Genomic DNA, 17,749 nt, shown 5'->3' with positions numbered 1-17,749 from the left:
GGCTTCCTTTTTGGGCACACCAGTTTTTTTGGCACACCAAACCGCAGGCGTTCTTGGGCACACCAAACCGCGGGCGCCATACGTCGGCTTCACGTACGGCGCCCGCGGTTACAGGCGTTGCCTGGTCCAACCCCGCCCGAGCCCCGCAGGGGACTCGCAGGGGGTTACGCCGACTTGCGGCTGTCCCGGGGATGAACTGCGATGTTCATCGCCCCGGAGCGCAGAACAGCAAGGCGCTCCTCGAGGACCTCTTCGAGTTCCTCACGGGTACGCCGCTCCATCAGCATGTCCCAGTGCGTGCGCGCGGGCTTGGCCTTCTTCTCCTCTGGACCGTCGCCATCCACGAGGAGTGCCTGGGCCCCGCAGACCTTGCACTCCCACTCCGGCGGGATCTCCGCCTCGACCGAGAAGGGCATCTCGAACCGGTGCCCCTTCTCGCATGCGTACTCCACGGCCTGGCGCGGGGCCAGGTCGATGCCGCGGTCCGTCTCGTAGCTGGTCACCACGAGGCGCGTGCCGCGAAGAGCTCGCTCACTCATGAATCGTGCCTCCCGGGCTTGTCGCCCACAGGACAGGTGTCGCTGTCGTCGTCATCCGGTCAACGTCCGGTCGGCGGTAAAGATTCCCGATCGGTGTCCCGTTCCGGGTGATGCGTCGCCGTCGTAGCCGCAGCCTTGCTGACCAATGTCGTACCCACCGGCGCCCGGTTTGTCACATCTGCTAGCAGATGTAACCCAGCGTTTCGGCATCTTTGACGCGCAGTAACGGTACGCCTGGCAGGCCAAACGCGTACACTACCGCCCTTTCACTCGGAACGCTAAATCGTTGTCGGCACCGGATTGCCCGCGTCGCTGATCGCCCGGCGTACCGGAACCCTCGCGAGCAGGGCGAATCCGATGATGAAGAAGGCCACCAGGGAGATGATCGCGTCCCGATAACTTCCGGTCAGCTGGTAGATGAGCCCGAACAGAAGCGGGCCGAGCCAGCTCATGCCGCGGTCGCTCATCTCGTAAGCCGAGAAGTATTCGGCCTCCTTGCCCGGCGGGACGAGATGGGAGAACAGGGACCGGGACAGGGCCTGGCTGCCGCCGAGGACCAGCCCGATGCCGGCCGCCAGCACGAAGAACCACACCGGCGCCCCGGCCGGCAGGAAGTACCCGGCCGCCAGCGTCACCGTCCACGCGACCAGCGAGCCGAGGATCGTCCGCTTCGCGCCGTAGATCCGGGCCAGCCGCCCCATCGCCAGCGCGCCCACCACGGCCAGCACCTGGACCAGCAGGACGGCGCCGATGAGCGTCGACTGCTCCAGGCCCAGTTCCTCGGAGCCGTAGATCGACGCCTGGGAGATCACGGTCTGGATGCCGTCGTTGTAGATGAGGTAGGCGAGGAGGAAGGCGAGGGTCAGTGGGTGGCGGCGCATGTCGCGGACGGTCGCCGCGAGTTGCCGGAAGCCGGGGGCCGTCGGCTTCTTGGCCGCCTCCTCGTCCGTACCGCTCGCCTTGGTTGTGTCCTTTGTGGCCCTGCGGTCGCGCAGCCGTCGTAGCGGGATGAGCGCGAAGGCACCCCACCACAGGCCGGCCGACGCCAGACAGATGCGGACCGCCATGCTCTCGGAGACGCCGAAGGAGTCGTGGGCCAGATACAGGACCAGGTTCACGATCAGCATCAGCGAGCCCGACGCGTAGCCGAAGGCCCAGCCCCGCGAGGAGACCGCGTCGCGTTCCTCGGGCGGGGCGATCTGCGGGAGGTAGGAGTTGTAGAGCATCATCGCGACCGACTGCGCCGCGTTCGCGACGACCAGCAGGACGCCGCCGAGCAGATAGCGGTCGCCGCCCAGGAAGAACATGGCCGTGGTGGCCGTGGCTCCCACATAGGCGGCGGCCCCGAGGAGGGGCTTCTTGCGGCCGGTGCGGTCCGCTGCCGCGCCCACCAAGGGCATCACCAGGACAGCCACGATCACCGACAGGGACACCGAGTAGGCGAAGAAGGATCCCGCGCGCACCGGGATGCCCAAGGGGTGGACGAACCCGTCCGCGTCCGCCGCCTCCTCGGCGACCGACGTCAGATAGGGGCCCAGGAACACGGTGAGGACGCTCGTCGAGTAGACGGAGCACGCCCAGTCGTAGAAGTACCAGCCGCGCTGCTCGCGCCGGCGCCCGGCGGCCTCGTCGGCCGCTTCCGTCCGCACGGTTCCGGTGCCCACCCCGCGCCCTCGCTTCCCCGTGAAGATCCCGCGCGCGGGTGGGGACGGGGACGAGGGTCAGACCCAGACGCCGCGGTCCTCCATGACCTTGCGCAATGTGTCGATGTGATCGGTCATGATGCCATCGACTCCCAGATCCAGGAGCCGGTGCATCGCATCGGGATCGTTGATGGTCCACACGTGCACCTGGAGCCCGCGCGCGTGGGCGGCCCGTACGAAGCGGTGGTCCACCACCTGGATCCCGGACTGGACCTCGGGCACCTGGGCGGCGACCGCCGAGCGGCGCAGCGTGGCCGGCACGCCCCAGGAGCGCAGCCGCAGATTGAGGACGCCCCGGGTGCCGTACGACGTCGCCAGGCGGGGCCCGGCCAGGCGCTGGGCGCGGATCACACGGGCCTCGGAGAAGGAGCCGACGCAAAGGCGGTCCCAGGCGTTGGTGCGCTCGATCAGGTCCAGGAAGGGGGGGAGCGCCAGCTCGGCCTTGAGGTCGACGTTCCAGCGCACTTCGGGGAAGGTCTCCAGGAGCTCTTCGAAGAGGGGCACCGGCTCCTTGCCGCCCACGCGCGCGTGCCGTACGTCGTCCCAGGGCAGGTCCGCGATCCGGCCCGCCCCGTCCGTGACGCGGTCCAGCGTCGAGTCGTGGAAGGCGACGAGCTTGCCGTCGCGCGTGGTGTGGACGTCGGTCTCGATGTACCGGTAGCCCAGTTCGACCGCGCGCCGGAACTGCAGCACGGTGTTCTCCAGGCCGTCCGCCGCCCCGCCCCGGTGGGCGAAGGGGATCGGGCCGGGGTGGTCGAGGTAGGGGTGGCGTATCCGCGTGGTGCTCACGGACGCAGTATCGCGCGCCGGGGTTGCCCGGTGGCAACGACCGTGCTGCCGTCCGATGCCGAGGGGACGGCGAACACCCGCAGGAAGAGCTGGGCGAGCGGGCCGATGGACACCGCGTAGAGGACGGTGCCCACGCCGACCGTGCCGCCCAGGGCGAAGCCGGTCACGACGACCGCGATCTCGACGGCTGTGCGCATCAGGCGGATCGAGCGGCCGGTGCGCCGGTGCAGGCCGGTCATGAGGCCGTCCCGGGGGCCGGGGCCGAAGCGGGCTGCGATGTAGAGGCCGGTGGCCACGCCGTTGAGTACGATGCCGGCCAGGAGGAGGGGGATCCGTACGGCCAGGGTGTGGGCCTCGGGCAGCAGGGCGAGCGTGCCGTCCATGGCGATGCCGACCACGAAGACGTTGGAGACGGTGCCGAGACCCGGGCGCTGACGCAGCGGGATCCACAGGAGGAGCACCGCCGCGCCGACGAAGATCGACACGACGCCGATCGTCAGGCCGGTGAGCTCGGCGAGGCCCTGGTGCAGCACGTTCCAGGGCTCCAGGCCCAGGCCCGCCTCGACGAGCAGCGCCGAGCTCGCGCCGTACAGCGCGAGCCCGACGTAGAGCTGTGACAGCCGCCGTATGAGATGCCCTTGTGTGAGCCGCTTGGTGGGATGCCCCTGCGTGGACAAGACGTGCCCCCCTGTGGTGGTAGTGGACTGATGCATGACACCCTGTGGCTTGGGAAGCAACGCCCTCCATGGCCAATTCTGGGAAGGTGGACTGGAAATCATGGCGCAGTGGACTTCTGCGGTGGGTGCCGCACAGCTCGCCCGGCTCCTCACCTCCCAGCAGGACCGCCCCGCCGGCCCCGGCAGCAAGCGCCCGCCCGCGTACCGGGCGCTGGCCGACGGCATCCGGCTGCTGGTCCTGGAGGGCCGCGTCCCGGTCGCCGCGCGGCTGCCCGCCGAACGTGAACTGGCCCTCGCGCTCTCCGTGAGCCGTACGACCGTGGCCGCCGCGTACGAGGCGCTGCGCACCGAGGGGTTCCTGGAGTCGCGGCGCGGGGCCGGGAGCTGGACCGCCGTACCGGCCGGGAACCCGCTGCCCGCCCGTGGCCTGGAGCCCCTGCCGCCCGAGGCGCTCGGCTCGATGATCGATCTGGGCACCGCGGCGCTGCCCGCGCCCGAGCCGTGGCTCACCCGTGCCGTCCAGGGCGCCCTGGAGGAGCTGCCCCCGTACGCCCACACCCACGGCGACTATCCGGCCGGGCTGCCCGCGCTGCGCGCGATGATCGCCGACCGGTACACGGCGCGCGGGATTCCGACCATGCCCGAGCAGATCATGGTGACGACCGGGGCGATGGGCGCCATGGACGCGATCTGTCATCTGTTCGCGGGGCGCGGTGAGCGGATCGCGGTCGAGTCGCCGTCGTACGCCAACATCCTCCAGCTGATGCGGGAGGCGGGCGCCCGGCTCGTGCCCGTGGCCATGGCCGAAGGGCTGGCCGGCTGGGACGTGGACCGCTGGCGGCAGGTGCTGCGCGAGGCCGCGCCCCGGCTCGCCTATGTAGTCGCCGACTTCCACAACCCGACCGGGGCGCTGGCCGACGAGGACCAGCGGCGCCGGCTGGTGGACGCGGCACGGTCGGCGGGGACGGTGCTCGTCGCCGACGAGACGATGAGCGAGCTGTGGCTCGACGACGATCTCGAGATGCCGCGACCGGTGTGCGCCTTCGACCCCGCCGGGTCGACCGTCATCACCGTCGGGTCGGCCAGCAAGGCCTTCTGGGCCGGGATGCGGATCGGCTGGGTGCGGGCGGCTCCGGATGTGATCCGCTCCCTCGTGGTCGCGCGCGCGTACGCCGATCTGGGGACGCCGGTGCTGGAGCAGCTGGCCGTGAACTGGCTGTTCGGCACGGGGGGTTGGGAGCAGGCTGTGGAGCTGCGGCGGGGGCAGGCCCGGGAGAACCGGGACGCCCTTGTAGCGGCCGTACGGCGGGAGCTGCCCGAGTGGGAGTTCGAGGTGCCGAGGGGCGGGCTCACGCTGTGGGTGCGGACGGGGGGCCTGTCGGGGTCGCGGCTCGCCGAAGTGGGGGAGCGGGTGGGGGTCCGGGTGCCGTCCGGGCCTCGGTTCGGGGTGGACGGGGCCTTCGAGGGGTATGTGCGGCTGCCGTTCACCGTCGGGGGTGCGGTGGCGGAGGAGGCCGCGGCACGGTTGGGGGCGGCGGCGCGGTTGGTGGAGAGCGGGGTGTCGGGGGCGGGCGAGTCTGTACGGCCGTTCGTCGCGTGACGGCGCCCGGCGGCACGACTGCCCGCAGGCTGCGCCGACCTTACGAAGTCTCGGCCACCACAGCCTCCGCCGGCACCGGTTCCGGCTCCTGTTCCGTCTTTTCCAGCCTTCCCAGCGATTCCGCCTCCACCGGCGTCGTCCGCGCCGGCAACAGGTCCAGTACCGCCTGCCGGTGGGCCTCGCTGGTGGCGTCGTCGTACGGGTCCGGGGTGGCCGGGACCTGGAGGCGGTGGACCGGGCCCGTGCCCAGGCGGGCGTAGCCGCGGCCGGGTGGGACGTCGGCGACCGGGGTGGTGTGCGGGGGAGCGCCCAGGACCGTCTCCAGTTGCTGCGCCGTCGCGGGGCCGAGCACGACACGCGCGCGTGTGTGCTGCCGTACGGCATCGCTGAGCGCGTCCATGGTGTCCCACTGGTCGGCCACGACCACCGTGACGCCCGCTGCGCGGCCGTGCCGCAGGGGCACCTGGAGCAGGGACTGCGGGTCCTTGCGGTCGTCCGCGGCGGCGAGGTGGGAGAACGCGGTCGGGCGGTCAAGGAGGATCCACAGCGGGCGCTTGGTGTCCTGCGGCGGAGGGTTGCCCATCTGGCGGGCCCGGTTCGTGGCGATCAGGCGTCGCTCCGTCTCGGTGGCCGCCCACTCCAGGCTCGCCAGCACCCCGGCCAGCCCGCACTCGACGGCCAGGACGCCGTCCCGTCCGATCAGGCAGGCGTACTCGCCGGTGCTGCCGCCCTCGACGATGACGACGTCGCCGTACTGCAGGGCCTGCAGGGCGATCGAGCGCAGCAGGGTCGAGGTACCGCTGCCGGGCTGGCCGATGACCAGCAGGTGGGGCTCGGTGGAGCGGACGCCGGTGCGCCAGACGACCGGCGGTACGTCGCGCTGCTGGTCGCCGTAGGTGAGCGGGAGCGTGCGCTGGACCTGGGTGGGGTCGGTGAAGCCCAGGACCGTTTCGCCGGGGGCCGTCACGAAGCGCTGGGCGGCGACGCCGGTGGGCAGCGGGGCGAGGACGGTGACCGTGAGCTCGTTGCCCTCCTCGTCCCAGGCGAAGTGGTACTCGCGGCCGCGGCCGGACTTCGTGGTCAGCAGATGCTCGATCCGCGCACGGGCCTGGGCCTCGCCGTCGGTGAAGTAGGCCGGGTAGCGGATCAGGAGACTGCTGACGCGTCCCGTGCCGTCGAACTCGTACTCCGGGAAGGCCTTCTCCCACTCGCCGCCGTGGGCGTAGAGCGGGGCCGGGTCCTCGGCGGCGGAGAAGTACGGGACCAGCGCCTCGTACAGCGACTTCAGCCGCTCCGTCTGCGACTCGTCGGGCCCGTCCGGTGTCGACGGCCCCCGGTCGCGGCCCTGCCAGGCTGCCGCCGCCATCAGGGTGATGGCGGCGAGCAGCGGCCCGTACGGCACCAGTGCCACGACCAGGATCACCGAAGCCACCAGGAACAGCAGCGGTCCGCGCCGGTCCTTGGGGGTGTCGGCCCACCTGCGCCGCCCGGCCGAGGCCAGCCGGCGCAGTCCGCGGGTGATCGTGATCAACGGGTGGAGGACATCGGAGGCGCTGTCGGCCGCCGTCCGGGCCAGCTCCCGGCTTCGGGCGATCTGCGCCCGGGCCAGCTCCCGGTTCCGGGCGATCTGCGCGCTGCCTGTGCTCAGGATGCGGGGGAGGGGGCGGCGGGCCACTGCTGTCTCCTGGTGGTGCGTACGGGCGGGAGGGGCGGCGTCAGAACTGGATGCCGCCCAAGAGGCTTGCCAGGCTCTCGCCGCCGGCCTTGATGCTCGGGGCGATGGCCGTGCTGGCCAGATAGAAGCCGAACAGGGCCGAGATCAGGGCGTGCGACGCCTTCAGTCCGTCCTTGCGGAAGAAGATGAAGACGACGATGCCGAGCAGAACGACGCCTGAGATGGAGAGGATCATGTGAGCGCTCCTGGTTGGTGGGGACAGTCACCATGAGTACTTCCAGGCTCACAGGATGTATCCATACGATAAAAGGTGCAACTGGGTGAAATTCGGCAGATTTCCTTCTTGTGGCGGAGTGTCGCGGATCGGATGAGCGCGGCTGTTGCGTCCGGCCGTGTCTGCGATGATCTTTGCCTCGGTCGCATCGGGTCATGTGCCGCGCGAGCCAGTACCCTGGCGAATCACTCGTACGGCCGACACCGCTCGCCGGCCGTACCCGTGCTCCCCGCAGTTCCCGTAGTTCCCGCAGTCCCCGTGTGTGTAGTGAGAGGCGGTCCGGCCGATGACTGAAGCCCCCGACCCCGAGGTCGTGGAGCTGGCGACCAAGATCTTCGATCTGGCCCGGCAGGGGCAGACCGAGGCGCTCGTGGCGTATGTCGACGCGGGTGTTCCTGCCAACCTCACCAATGACCGTGGCGACTCCCTCGTGATGCTCGCCGCCTACCACGGCCACGCCGACGCGGTGCGCGCCCTGCTCGCCCGGGGCGCGGAGGCCGGCCGGGTCAACGACCTGGGCCAGACGCCACTCGCCGGTGCCGTCTTCAAGGGCGAGAGTGAAGTGATCAAGGCGCTGCTGGAGGCCGGTGCCGACCCGGCCGCGGGCACTCCGTCAGCCGTTGACACGGCCCGTATGTTCGGCAAGACGGAACTGCTCGAACTGTTCGGCGTGCACTGAGCCGAGCTTTCTGACCAGCTAAAACACGGAAAACGGGGGAGGCGGTACAGGGCCGCCGAAATTTCGGTCGCGGTAGATGGAACTGCCGAGTCATCATGACGTCGTGATTCACGGACGCGATGGCTGGGCAGGTGTTGCCGCACCGCGCGGGCCGTGATGCGGTCCGCATGGGCCACCGACGAGAGGCAGAGGAAGATGGTCTACAGCAAGCAGGAAACGGCGGGCGCCCCGACGTGTTGTCACGCGGCCAGGTGAAGCAAGATCCCCGGTTGCGTCGACGCTTGATGTGAGGCTGTTTCCCATGTTCGAACCGGTCATAGCGCCCAGCGGTACGCTGCTCGGCCTGCTCCAGCGGGGCCGCGGCGACGGCACACTGCACGCGCTCACCGCCCCGCGCGCCGAGGCGCTCGCGGCCCTGAACCACTGTGTGCTGCGGGACCCCCGCCACGACTGGCAGGTGGAGAACCGCTCCCTGTACTACGCCCGTCTCTACCTCGACCTGAACGGCGAGCTGGACGAGATCGAGGCGCACCTCTTCGACGTCGAGGACGCCCTCGACACCGAGGAGTCACGCACGGGCCTGGCCCTGGCCGTCCTCGGCCACCTCGCCTCCTACGGCAGGCGGGACGCCCTCGCACTGCTGCGCAGGTACGCCGCCACGGGCTCCAACTGGGCCTGGGCCCTGGACGAGCTGGCGCTCAGGGACGACGACGCGGGGCTGCGTGCCCTCGCCGCGCCCGTCCTGGCCCGTTTCCCGGCCGATCCCGAGGGCGAGGCCGAGCTGGCCGTCGTCGTACGCGATGCTTTTGAGCCACGGCCGTGGCGGCTGTGGGCCGAGGATTCGCGTGAATCGATCGCCACGCGTGTGCGTGCCGCTCAGGAGGCCGGCTGTTTCGACCGCTGGCAACGGCAGATGCGACCTACCGGGCCCCGTCCGGGGTGGAGCGTGCAGGCTGTCTTCGAGTGGGCCCAGCAGGGCATCGAGCGCGGAGCCGCGCTCCATGTGCCCGCCGCTCGGTGCCTCACAGCCGTCGCGGGCCCCGAGGACCGGCCCGAGATCGTCGCCGCCGCCAAGGACGGCACCGACGGAGCCCGCTGCACCGCCCTGCGCTACCTCGCCGACAGCAACGATCGCGACGCCCTCGAGCTGATCGAGGCGGCCGTGATCACCGGATCGGCGGCCGTCGTGGAGGCCGCCCTCGACGCCTTCGAGCGGATGCGCAGCGTCGCCGCCGTCGACCGCGCACGTGGCTGGGCCCGACGGCCCGACCCGCTCGGCGCCGCCGCCGGACGCATGCTCGCCTGCCGGGGCGGAGCCGAGGACAAGGACCTCGTCCTCGCGGCGCTCCGAGAGGCCGTACGGGGCGAGGGCCCCGACGCGCCGACCCTGTGGACCCTCGTCGACGGCACCGGACGGCTCGGCATCGCCTGCGCCGCCCCCGTACTGCGCCACATCTACCGCGAGACCGCCTCCTCGCATCTGCGCGGCCGCACCGCTCGTGCCCTGGCCGCCACCGACCCCTCCTTCGCCTCCGGATTCGCCGTCGAGTGCCTCTGGGACTGCGAGGAGTCCACCCGCGAGATCGCCGCCCGGCACGCCGAGACCGGTGACACGCGCGTGGTCGAGCGACTGCGCCGGCTCGCCGCCGACCCGGCCGAGGAGGACGAGGTCCAGACGGCCGTACGCAGCCGGATCGGACCGGACGCGACCGCCGGCTGATCATCGGGCGGGCATGTGTCCGCGCTGTGAATGTCGCGGAGTTCTGCCCGCCGGGTGAACTCCGGGTGACCTGCGGGTCAGGTGCGCATGGACGTGACCTGACCCGCTCGGGGGCGCAGCGGAACGCTCATGGGACGTTTGTCGTTCGGAAAGATCCACTTTGACGCGGCCACGTCCGGTGCGGCGACAACACCGGTATGCGTGTCGTCATCGTGACCGAATCCTTTCCCCCCGATGTGAACGGCGTGGCCCACTGCGCGCTCCAGACCGCCCGACACCTCGTCGATCGCGGTCACACCCCCATCGTCGTCGCCCCGGCCCCCGCTCCCGGGAACAAGGCGGCCGCCTCTCTGGCGCCCTGCCCCGTCGTCCACGTCCCCTCCCTCCCGCTCCCCGGCTATCCCCAGGTCAGGGTCGCGCTCCCCAGCCGGCGCCTCGCCGCAGCGCTGATCCAGCACCAGCCCGACATCGTGCACCTGGCCAGCCCCTTCGTCCTCGGCGTCCGCGGCATGGCCGCCGCCGCACGGCTCGGCACCCCCGCCGTCGCCGTCTACCAGACCGACCTGGCCGGATACGCCCGCACCTACATGGGCGCCGGCGAGGCCGCGGCCTGGCGGCGCATACGGTCCGTCCACTCCGCCGCCGACCTCACCCTCGTCCCGTCCAGCGCGTCCATGCGCGATCTCGAGACCCACGGCGTGCCCCGGCTCAAGCTGTGGGCACGCGGCGTGGACACCGCCCGCTTCCGCCCCGAACTCCGGGACGAGGCGCTGCGCCGCGAACTCGCCCCGAACGGTGAGATCATCGTCGGCTATGTCGGGCGGCTCGCCCCGGAGAAGCACATCGACCTGCTCTCCGGCGTGTGCGGCCTGCCGGGCGTGAAGGTCGTGATCGTCGGTGACGGGCCGAGCCAGCCCGCCCTCGCCGAGGCGCTGCCCGGCGCGGTCTTCCTGGGGCGCCGCGGCGGAGACGACCTCGCCCGGATCTTCGCCTCGTTCGACGTCTTCGCCCACACAGGCCCGTTCGAGACCTTCTGCCAGACCGTGCAGGAGGCCATGGCGAGCGGCGTGCCCGTCGTCGCGCCCGCCGCCGGCGGCCCGCTGGACCTGGTCGACCACGGCCGCACCGGGTTCCTGGTGCCGCCGCGCGACGCCGACGCCGTACGGGACGCCGTACGGGCCCTGGCCGCCGACCCCGCGCTGCGGGCCGCGTACGGGTCCGCCGCACGCGCCACGGTCGAGGGCCGCACCTGGGCCGCCATCGGCGACCAGCTCATCACCCACTACGAGGCCGTGCTCAAGGCACGGAGGCCGGCGGTGACCGTATGAACACCTCGCCGCACAACGGCATGAACGCCGCACCTCGGACCGGTAGGAACACCTCGCTGCGCATCGTCCGGCTGGCGAACTTCGTCGCCCCCGCTTCCGGAGGGCTGCGTACCGCGCTGCGCGAGCTGGGCAAGGGCTTCAAGCTGGCGGGCCACGACCCCGTCCTCGTCGTGCCGGGCGAGAAGTACAGCGACTGCGAGACCGAGCAGGGCCGCGTGATCACCCTGCCCGGCCCGATGCTGCCCGGCACCGGCGGCTACCGCGTGCTCGTCGACAAGCGGCGGGTCGCGGCCCTCCTGGAGGAGCTCGCCCCCGACCGCCTGGAGGTCTCCGACCGTACGACGCTGCGCTGGACCGGCAGGTGGGCCCGCCGCGCCCGGGTGCCCGCCGTGATGGTCTCCCACGAGACCGCCGACGGCGTGCTGCGCACCTGGGGCCTGTCGGAGAACCTGTCCCGGCGCGCCGCCGACGCCCTCAACGTCCGTACTGCCCACACGTACTCGAAGGTCGTGTGCACCACCGAGTTCGCCGAGCGGGAGTTCGTGCGGATCGGCGCCCGCAACGTCGTACGGGCTCCGCTGGGCGTCGACCTGATGAACCGGCGTCCCACCCTGCGCGACGCGGCGCTGCGCGAGACACACGCGCGTGCCGACGAGAAGCTGCTCGTGATGTGCTCCCGGCTCTCGGTGGAGAAGCGGCCCGGCACCGCGCTGGACGCCCTGGAGTCGCTGCGCGGGCGCGGTGTGCGGGCGGTGCTCGTGGTGGCCGGAAACGGCCCCCTGCGGGCGCGGCTCGAACAGCGGGCGCAGGAGCGCGACCTGCCGGTGACCTTCCTCGGGCATGTCGCCGACCGCAGCCTGCTCGGCGCCCTCCAGGCCTCCGCCGACATCTGCCTGGCCCCCGGGCCCGCCGAGACCTTCGGGCTCGCCGCGCTGGAGGCCATGGCCTGCGGCACGCCCGTCGTGGCGAGCGCGTCCTCCGCGCTGCCGGAGGTGATCGGCTCCGCCGGGGCCACCGCGGCGGACAACGGGGACGCCTTCGCGGACGCCGTGGAGATGCTGCTCGACCGTCCCGAGCGCGAGCGCCGGGAGGCGGCACGCGCGCGTGCGGAGTGCTTCGGCTGGGGCACGGCGGTGGACGCCTTCCTCACCGCGCACGACGCGGCGGTGCCGGTGCGTCCCTTCGCGCGTGCGGAGGGGGCGGCATGAGACCGCTCCGCTACGTCGCCCTCGGTGACTCACTGACCGAGGGGGTGGGCGATCCCGTGGGGAACGGGTGGCGCGGCTGGGCCGCGCTGCTCGCCGGCGGGCTGTCCGAGCCGGCCGCCGAGTTCACCAACCTCGCCGTCAGCGGGGCACAGACCCGGGACGTGCTGGAGACCCAGCTGCCCGCCGCACTGGCCCTGCGCCCGGACGTCGCCTCCGTCCTCGTCGGCGTCAACGACACCCTGCGCCGCACGTTCGACATCCACCACATCGCCGAACGCCTCGACAAGGTCTACGCCGCCTTCACCCGGCAGGGCACCGCCGTGCTCACCGCGTGCCTGCCCGACCCCGGCTCGATGCTCGGGTTGCCCGGAGTGCTGGGCAACCCGCTCGCCCGGCGGCAGCGGGCGGTCAACACCGTGGTGCACGCGCTCTCCGAGCGGTACGGCGCCCTGCACCTGCACGCGGCCGAGGGCGACTGGGTCGACGACCGGGCGATGTGGAGCGCGGACCGGCTGCACCCCGGGGAGCGGGGGCACCGGCAGCTGGCCATACGGTTCCACGGGCTGCTGGCCGACACCGGCATGGCGTGGGGGACCGAGCCCGCCGCCGAGCCCGAGTTCCCGCCGCCCACCAAGTCGGCGAGCCTGCTGTGGCTGGCCACCGCGGGTACCGCCTGGGTGGTCCGACGGTGCAACGACCTGCTGCCCCAGCTGCTGCGTCTCGCCGCCACGGAGATGAGGCACCGCGCGAAGGGCACCTGCGGCTGGCTCGACCTGCGTGCGGCACAGTCGGTGTCCATGGCGTTGGCCTCGCTGCCGGTGCCGGTGCCGGTGCCGGTGCCGTTGCCGGAGCAGCGGTCGGTGTTGGAGCGGCCTGTGCCCGAGTATCGGTCGGTGCTTGAGCGGCCCGTGCTTGAGCGTCCCGTGCCGGAGACTCGGCCCATGGCGGGCCAGTGGCCCCTGCCGGAGGGGCTGTCGGTGCCCGGACAGCGCTCGGTTCCGGGGCAACAGCCCGCACCGGAGGCGGCGTAGCGCACGCAGGGGTGGCGGGGGTCAGCGACGGCGCACGGCCACGAAGCGGACCGGGGTGCCCGGCACCGCCTGGGCGGCGGCCGGGAGGTCGGCCGCGCGGACGACGGCGATCACCGGGTAGCCGCCCGTCGTCGGGTGGTCGGCGAGGAACACGACCGGCCGGCCGTCGGGCGGTACCTGGACCGCGCCCAGGACGACGCCCTCGCTGGGGAGTTCGCTGGTCAGGGCCCGTTCCAGGGCAGGGCCCTCGGTGCGCAGCCCGATGCGGTTGCTCGCGGGGGAGACGCTGTACACGCGGGCGGTGAAGGCACGCACGGCCTCAGGGGTGAACCAGTCGTCGCGCGGGCCCAGCGTCACGCGCAGAACCAGTTCGGCGGGGGGCGCCGGCTGCGGGGCGACGTCCACGCGTGCGTGAAGCCCCGTCGGTCGGCCCAGGGGCAGCACCGCGCCGTCCGTGAGGGGCGGCGGGCCGAGGCCGGACAGGAGGTCCGTGGAGCGGCTGCCGAGGACCGGATCGACGGAGATCCCGCCGGAGACGGCCACATAGCTGCGTACGCCGGACATGGCCGCGCCGACGTCCAGGAGCGCACCGGCAGGCACCCGCACCGGAGCGCCCCAGGCGACCGGGCGTCCGTCCACCGCGACGCGGCACGGCGCGCCGCCGACCGCGACGGTCACCGTCGAACGAGGCCGCACCGCACAGCCGCTCAGTGTGGTCTCCAGCACGGCCGCTTCGGGGGTGTTGCCGACCAGGCGGTTGACGAGCCCCGCCGCGGGCCCGTCCAGCGCTCCCGAGCGGGGCACGCCGAGGTGGGCGTGCCCGGGGCGGCCGAGGTCCTGCACGGTGGTGAGCGCCCCGGCGCGTACGACGGACAGCGCGCGGTCGCTCATGCGCTTCCCACCGGAACGAAGCGCACGCGCGTGCCCGGTGACAGCAGCGCGGCCGGCACACGCGTGTGGTCCCACAGCACCGTGTCCGTGGTGCCGATCAGCTGCCAGCCACCCGGCGACGAACGCGGGTAGACGCCCGTGTACGGGCCTGCCAGTGCCACCGCACCTGCCGGTACGGCCGTGCGCGGAGTGGCCCGGCGAGGGACGTCGTAGCGGGGCGGCAGGCCGGTCAGATAGCCGAATCCGGGGGCGAAACCGCAGAAGGCAACGCTGAATTCGGTGCCCGCGTGGAGGCGGGCCACCTCGCGTGCGGTGACGCCCCAGTGCGCGGCGACCTCGGCCAGGTCCGGGCCGTCGTAGCGCACCGGGAGTTCGACGACGTCACGCGCGTGTGGGGGAGCGGGCGGCACTTCGGCCGTGGTCAGTTCGCAGGCCAGGCGGACCGGGTCGGCGAGGCCGTCGAGCAGGACCGTGCGGGCGGCGGGGACGATCTCGCGGACCGACAGCGAGCCCTCCGTACGGCGCCGGAGGAACTCCGCGTGCAGTGCCTGGGCCTCCTCGCCCGAGGACACCTGGACGAGCAGGGCGTCGTCCCCGACCGGCAGCGCCCTCATACGAACGCCTCCACCCGGACACCCGACTCCTCCAGCCGTGCCCGCACCCGGCGGGCCAGCTCGACGGCGCCGGGCGTGTCCCCGTGCAGGCACAGGGAACGCGCGCGTACCTCGACGGCAACCCCTGAGTGCGAGGCGACCACGCCCGAGCGGGCCAGGCCCACCGAGCGCTCCACGACGGCCTCCGGGTCGGTGACCACGGCGCCGTCCTGGCCGCGTGGCACGAGCGTGCCCCGCTCGGTGTACGCGCGGTCCGCGAACGCCTCCGTGACGGCCGGGAGTCCGGCCTTGGCGGCCAGATCCAGCACCCGCGAGCCGGGCAGGCCGAGCACGGGCAGCGTGGCGTCCGCGAGGAGCACCCCGTCGACGACCGCGCCGGCCTGCTCCTCGTCGTGCACGACGCGGTTGTAGAGCGCGCCGTGCGGCTTGACGTACGACACGCGCGTGCCCGCCGCTCGCGCGAAAACCTCCAGGGCGCCGATCTGGTAGGCCACTTCCGCCGCCAGCTCGGCGGGCGGCACGTCCATCGCGCGCCGCCCGAACCCCGCGAGGTCCCGGTAGGAGACCTGGGCGCCGATCCGTACCCCGCGCTCGGCCGCCTGCTCGCACACCCGCCGCATGGTGGCCGCGTCCCCGGCGTGGAAGCCGCAGGCCACGTTGGCGCTGGTGACGACGGACAGCAGCCGTTCGTCGTCGGTGAGCTGCCAGCGGCCGAAGCCTTCGCCGAGGTCGGCGTTGAGATCGATCGAGGTCATGGATCCTTCCGTGTCTCGTGTCAGGCACTTTGAGGTGATTTCAGGTATCTTCGGGCGCTTTCAGGTGATGCGGTATTGCTCGTCGCGCGCATCGGTGAGGAACATCTGGCCCGGTGCGTGAGTGATGGCGAACGGCGGGCGCGAGGCCATCACGGCGGCCTGCGGGGTCACTCCGCAGGCCCAGAACATCGGGATGTCGTCCGGTTCGGCGTCCACCGGATCGCCGAAGTCGGGGCGGCCGAGATCGGTGATGCCCAGGGCCGAGGGATCGCCGCAGTGCACGGGGCTGCCGTGCACTGCCGGGAGGAGACCGGTCTCCCTCAGCGCCGCCGCCACGTGGACCGGCGGCACGGGACGCATCGACACCACCATCGGGCCGTGCAGTCGCCCCGCCGGCCGGCACTGGCGGCTGGTCACGTACATCGGGACGTTGCGGCCCTGCTCGATGTGGCGGATCGGGACGCCCGCCTCGGTCAGCGCCCACTCGAACGTGAAGCTGCAGCCGATCAGGAACGACACCAGGTCGTCGCGCCAGTGCGCTCGCACGTCCGTCGGTTCGTCCACCAACTCGCCGTCCCGCCACACCCGGTAGCGCGGCAGGTCGGTGCGCAGGTCGGCGCCGTCGGCGAGGACGGTGGTCCAGGAACCGGCGTCCGTGACGTCGAGGACCGGGCAGGGCTTGGGGTTGCGCTGGCAGAACAGCAGCATGTCGTACGCCCAGTCGGCGGGCACCGAGATCAGGTTGACCTGGGTGTGGCCCGCCGAGACCCCGGCCGTGGGGCCCGTGAGGCCCTCCCGGAAGCGGGCGCGTGCGGTTTTCGGGCTCCACGCGTGCGCGTGCTCTTCGACAAGGGTGAGCGGGCGGTCTTCGGTCACGAGGGCGGGCGCGCGGTTCTCCGTACGGTTCACACCAGCTCCTTCCCGCGCGTCTCCGGCAGCCCGAGCAGGGCCAGCGCCGCGATGCCGTAGCCGATCGCGCCGAAGACCAGCGCGCCGCCCACGCCCCAGCTGTCGGCCAGGAAGCCGACCGTGGTGGGGAAGACGGCGCCCACCGCGCGGCCGGTGTTGTACGTGAAGCCCTGTCCCGTGCCGCGCACCGCCGTCGGGTACAGCTCGCTCAGGTAGGACCCGAAGCCGCTGAAGATCGCCGACATGCAGAACCCGAGCGGGAAACCGAGCACCAGGAGCAGGGCGTTGGCGCCGTCCGGGATGTTCGCGTACGCGAGGATGCAGGCCGCGGACAGCAGCGCGAAGAGCCAGATGTTGCGTCGGCGGCCCAGCCGGTCGGTGAGGTATCCGCCGGTCAGGTAGCCGATGAAGGCGCCCGAGATCAGGAACGTCAGATAGCCGCCGGTGCCGACGACTGACAGGTCGCGCTCGGTCTTGAGATAGGTCGGCACCCAGGTGGCGAGGGTGTAGTAGCCGCCCTGGACGCCGGTGGAGAGCAGCCCCGCGAAGATCGTCGTACGCAGCAGGCCGGGCTTGAAGATGGCCGCGAACGAACCCTTCTGCGTGCTCTGTTCACGTACGGCCACCGCCTCCGGGGCATCGTGCACCCGGCGTCGCATCCAGATGACGAGCAGCGCGGGCAGGGCGCCGGTCCAGAACATCACGCGCCAGGCCAGGTCGTCGCCGGCGAGCGAGAAGACCAGGGTGTACATGATCGCGGCCAGTGCCCAGCCGACGGCCCACGAGCTCTGGATCGCGCCGAGCGTGCGGCCCCGGTGCTTGGCGCTCGCGTACTCGGCGACCAGGATCGCGCCGACCGCCCACTCGCCGCCGAAGCCGAGGCCCTGGAGGGCGCGGAAGACCAGCAGCGTCTCGTAGTTGGGCGCGAAGCCGCAGGCGACGGTGAAGACCGCGTAGGTGATGACCGTGATCATCAGCGCCCTGACCCGGCCGATCCGGTCGGCCAGCACGCCCGCGACGGCGCCGCCGATCGCGGAGACCACGAGCGTGACGGTGGTGAACAGGCCGGTCTGGCCGCTGTCCAGACCGAAGTACGCGGCCAGCGCCACCATGCTCAGCGGCAGGGTGAAGTAGTCGTACGAATCCAGGGCATAGCCACCGAAAGCGCCCGCGAAGGCGCGACGGCCACGCGGTCCCAGGGCGCGCAGCCATGCGAACGCGCCGTCGTCGGCGGCGCGTTCGTCAGTGGTGGGGTGAGCGTCGGTCAGGGCCTGCGGTGGAGGGGTCGTGCTCATGGGCACCTCGCAGAGGGGGGGGGACGGAGGGTGCGGAGCTGAGCTGAACAGTGAGCAGTAAG

16 protein-coding genes and 1 pseudogene are annotated in these 17,749 nt (G+C 72.2%); 6 read left to right on the top strand and 11 right to left on the bottom strand.

Translation table 11 applies throughout. From position 1 onward, the window contains the following. Nucleotides 1-164: 164 nt before the first annotated feature. The 4 genes from PBV52_RS07515 to PBV52_RS07500 all read right to left on the bottom strand — a co-directional run bounded on the left by PBV52_RS07515 (nucleotide 165) and on the right by PBV52_RS07500 (nucleotide 3,744). Nucleotides 165-539 carry an RNA polymerase-binding protein RbpA gene (locus PBV52_RS07515; RefSeq protein WP_003977404.1) on the bottom strand — a complete coding sequence of 125 codons (375 nt, stop codon included), beginning with the start codon at nucleotides 537-539 and terminating at the stop codon, nucleotides 165-167. A 278-nt stretch (nucleotides 540-817) separates the two neighbouring features. Continuing rightward, entirely contained in the window at nucleotides 818-2,203 is a 1,386-nt protein-coding gene (locus PBV52_RS07510) for an MFS transporter (protein WP_274237510.1), read from the bottom strand. Between the two features lie 57 nt (nucleotides 2,204-2,260). Then, the gene (locus tag PBV52_RS07505) at nucleotides 2,261-3,031 is read right to left on the bottom strand and encodes a glycerophosphodiester phosphodiesterase (RefSeq protein ID WP_274237509.1); all 771 of its coding nucleotides are present in this window, start codon (nucleotides 3,029-3,031) and stop codon (nucleotides 2,261-2,263) included. Further along, nucleotides 3,028-3,744, bottom strand: coding sequence for a YitT family protein (locus PBV52_RS07500; protein WP_274237508.1), 717 nt, complete (start codon nucleotides 3,742-3,744; stop codon nucleotides 3,028-3,030). Before PBV52_RS07500 ends, PBV52_RS07505 begins: the two co-directional genes overlap by 4 nt. Nucleotides 3,745-3,808: 64 nt before the next feature. On the opposite strand from PBV52_RS07500, the gene PBV52_RS07495 reads away from it, so the two are divergent. Beyond that, nucleotides 3,809-5,308: a PLP-dependent aminotransferase family protein gene (locus tag PBV52_RS07495; RefSeq protein WP_274237507.1), complete on the top strand. Its 1,500-nt coding sequence runs from the start codon at nucleotides 3,809-3,811 to the stop codon at nucleotides 5,306-5,308. A 40-nt stretch (nucleotides 5,309-5,348) separates the two neighbouring features. On the opposite strand, the gene PBV52_RS07490 is transcribed toward PBV52_RS07495, so the two are convergent. Further along, a complete protein-coding gene (locus PBV52_RS07490; protein ID WP_274237506.1) occupies nucleotides 5,349-6,983 on the bottom strand; it encodes an ATP-binding protein in 1,635 nt (544 codons plus the stop codon). A gap of 40 nt (nucleotides 6,984-7,023) precedes the next feature. Then, complete coding sequence (locus tag PBV52_RS07485; protein WP_004002760.1) at nucleotides 7,024-7,218, bottom strand: hypothetical protein; 195 nt, start codon at nucleotides 7,216-7,218, stop codon at nucleotides 7,024-7,026. A gap of 325 nt (nucleotides 7,219-7,543) precedes the next feature. On the opposite strand from PBV52_RS07485, the gene PBV52_RS07480 reads away from it, so the two are divergent. From PBV52_RS07480 to PBV52_RS07460, 5 genes and pseudogenes are all read left to right on the top strand, one after another. Next, nucleotides 7,544-7,936 carry an ankyrin repeat domain-containing protein gene (locus PBV52_RS07480; RefSeq protein WP_274237505.1) on the top strand — a complete coding sequence of 131 codons (393 nt, stop codon included), beginning with the start codon at nucleotides 7,544-7,546 and terminating at the stop codon, nucleotides 7,934-7,936. 301 nt (nucleotides 7,937-8,237) lie between these two features. Next, nucleotides 8,238-9,656: a HEAT repeat domain-containing protein gene (locus PBV52_RS07475; protein ID WP_274237504.1), complete on the top strand. Its 1,419-nt coding sequence runs from the start codon at nucleotides 8,238-8,240 to the stop codon at nucleotides 9,654-9,656. Between the two features lie 197 nt (nucleotides 9,657-9,853). Beyond that, nucleotides 9,854-10,984 (top strand): glycosyltransferase family 1 protein, encoded by a 1,131-nt coding sequence (locus PBV52_RS07470; RefSeq protein ID WP_274237503.1) that lies wholly within the window; start codon nucleotides 9,854-9,856, stop codon nucleotides 10,982-10,984. After that, on the top strand, nucleotides 10,981-12,192 hold the full coding sequence (locus PBV52_RS07465) for a glycosyltransferase (RefSeq protein WP_274237502.1): 1,212 nt from the start codon (nucleotides 10,981-10,983) through the stop codon (nucleotides 12,190-12,192). Before PBV52_RS07470 ends, PBV52_RS07465 begins: the two co-directional genes overlap by 4 nt. Continuing rightward, a pseudogene (locus PBV52_RS07460) lies at nucleotides 12,189-13,013 on the top strand (SGNH/GDSL hydrolase family protein); the annotation flags it as partial. The gene PBV52_RS07465 and the pseudogene PBV52_RS07460, both read left to right, overlap by 4 nt. Before the next feature lie 231 nt (nucleotides 13,014-13,244). Here the strand turns inward: PBV52_RS07460 and PBV52_RS07455 are convergent. The 5 genes from PBV52_RS07455 to PBV52_RS07435 are packed head-to-tail and all read right to left on the bottom strand — an operon-like array spanning nucleotide 13,245 to nucleotide 17,687. Continuing rightward, nucleotides 13,245-14,114 (bottom strand): biotin-dependent carboxyltransferase family protein, encoded by an 870-nt coding sequence (locus PBV52_RS07455; protein WP_274237501.1) that lies wholly within the window; start codon nucleotides 14,112-14,114, stop codon nucleotides 13,245-13,247. Continuing rightward, nucleotides 14,111-14,728 (bottom strand): allophanate hydrolase subunit 1, encoded by a 618-nt coding sequence (locus tag PBV52_RS07450; protein ID WP_274237500.1) that lies wholly within the window; start codon nucleotides 14,726-14,728, stop codon nucleotides 14,111-14,113. Before PBV52_RS07450 ends, PBV52_RS07455 begins: the two co-directional genes overlap by 4 nt. Then, a complete protein-coding gene (locus PBV52_RS07445; RefSeq protein ID WP_274237499.1) occupies nucleotides 14,725-15,483 on the bottom strand; it encodes a LamB/YcsF family protein in 759 nt (252 codons plus the stop codon). Before PBV52_RS07445 ends, PBV52_RS07450 begins: the two co-directional genes overlap by 4 nt. A gap of 60 nt (nucleotides 15,484-15,543) precedes the next feature. Then, nucleotides 15,544-16,392: a putative hydro-lyase gene (locus PBV52_RS07440; RefSeq protein WP_274237498.1), complete on the bottom strand. Its 849-nt coding sequence runs from the start codon at nucleotides 16,390-16,392 to the stop codon at nucleotides 15,544-15,546. Next, the gene (locus tag PBV52_RS07435) at nucleotides 16,389-17,687 is read right to left on the bottom strand and encodes an MFS transporter (RefSeq protein ID WP_274237497.1); all 1,299 of its coding nucleotides are present in this window, start codon (nucleotides 17,685-17,687) and stop codon (nucleotides 16,389-16,391) included. Before PBV52_RS07435 ends, PBV52_RS07440 begins: the two co-directional genes overlap by 4 nt. Between the last annotated feature and the right edge of the window lie 62 nt (nucleotides 17,688-17,749).

The organism is Streptomyces sp. T12 (assembly GCF_028736035.1).
Lineage (GTDB): Bacteria > Actinomycetota > Actinomycetes > Streptomycetales > Streptomycetaceae > Streptomyces.
Note: the sequence above shows the minus strand (reverse complement) of the source record. Positions and strands in the feature narration are given on the sequence as shown.

Excerpts from the sequence above, each read along its gene's own strand:
- PBV52_RS07475 (WP_274237504.1), top strand. The coding sequence starts at position 8,238 with ATGTTCGAACCGGTCATAGCGCCCAGCGGTACGCTGCTCGGCCTGCTC.
- PBV52_RS07465 (WP_274237502.1), top strand. The coding sequence starts at position 10,981 with ATGAACACCTCGCCGCACAACGGCATGAACGCCGCACCTCGGACCGGT.
- PBV52_RS07470 (WP_274237503.1), top strand. The coding sequence starts at position 9,854 with ATGCGTGTCGTCATCGTGACCGAATCCTTTCCCCCCGATGTGAACGGC.
- PBV52_RS07445 (WP_274237499.1), bottom strand. The coding sequence starts at position 15,483 with ATGACCTCGATCGATCTCAACGCCGACCTCGGCGAAGGCTTCGGCCGC.
- PBV52_RS07515 (WP_003977404.1), bottom strand. The coding sequence starts at position 539 with ATGAGTGAGCGAGCTCTTCGCGGCACGCGCCTCGTGGTGACCAGCTAC.
- PBV52_RS07455 (WP_274237501.1), bottom strand. The coding sequence starts at position 14,114 with ATGAGCGACCGCGCGCTGTCCGTCGTACGCGCCGGGGCGCTCACCACC.
- PBV52_RS07450 (WP_274237500.1), bottom strand. The coding sequence starts at position 14,728 with ATGAGGGCGCTGCCGGTCGGGGACGACGCCCTGCTCGTCCAGGTGTCC.
- PBV52_RS07485 (WP_004002760.1), bottom strand. The coding sequence starts at position 7,218 with ATGATCCTCTCCATCTCAGGCGTCGTTCTGCTCGGCATCGTCGTCTTC.
- PBV52_RS07500 (WP_274237508.1), bottom strand. The coding sequence starts at position 3,744 with ATGCATCAGTCCACTACCACCACAGGGGGGCACGTCTTGTCCACGCAG.
- PBV52_RS07495 (WP_274237507.1), top strand. The coding sequence starts at position 3,809 with ATGGCGCAGTGGACTTCTGCGGTGGGTGCCGCACAGCTCGCCCGGCTC.
- PBV52_RS07435 (WP_274237497.1), bottom strand. The coding sequence starts at position 17,687 with ATGAGCACGACCCCTCCACCGCAGGCCCTGACCGACGCTCACCCCACC.
- PBV52_RS07480 (WP_274237505.1), top strand. The coding sequence starts at position 7,544 with ATGACTGAAGCCCCCGACCCCGAGGTCGTGGAGCTGGCGACCAAGATC.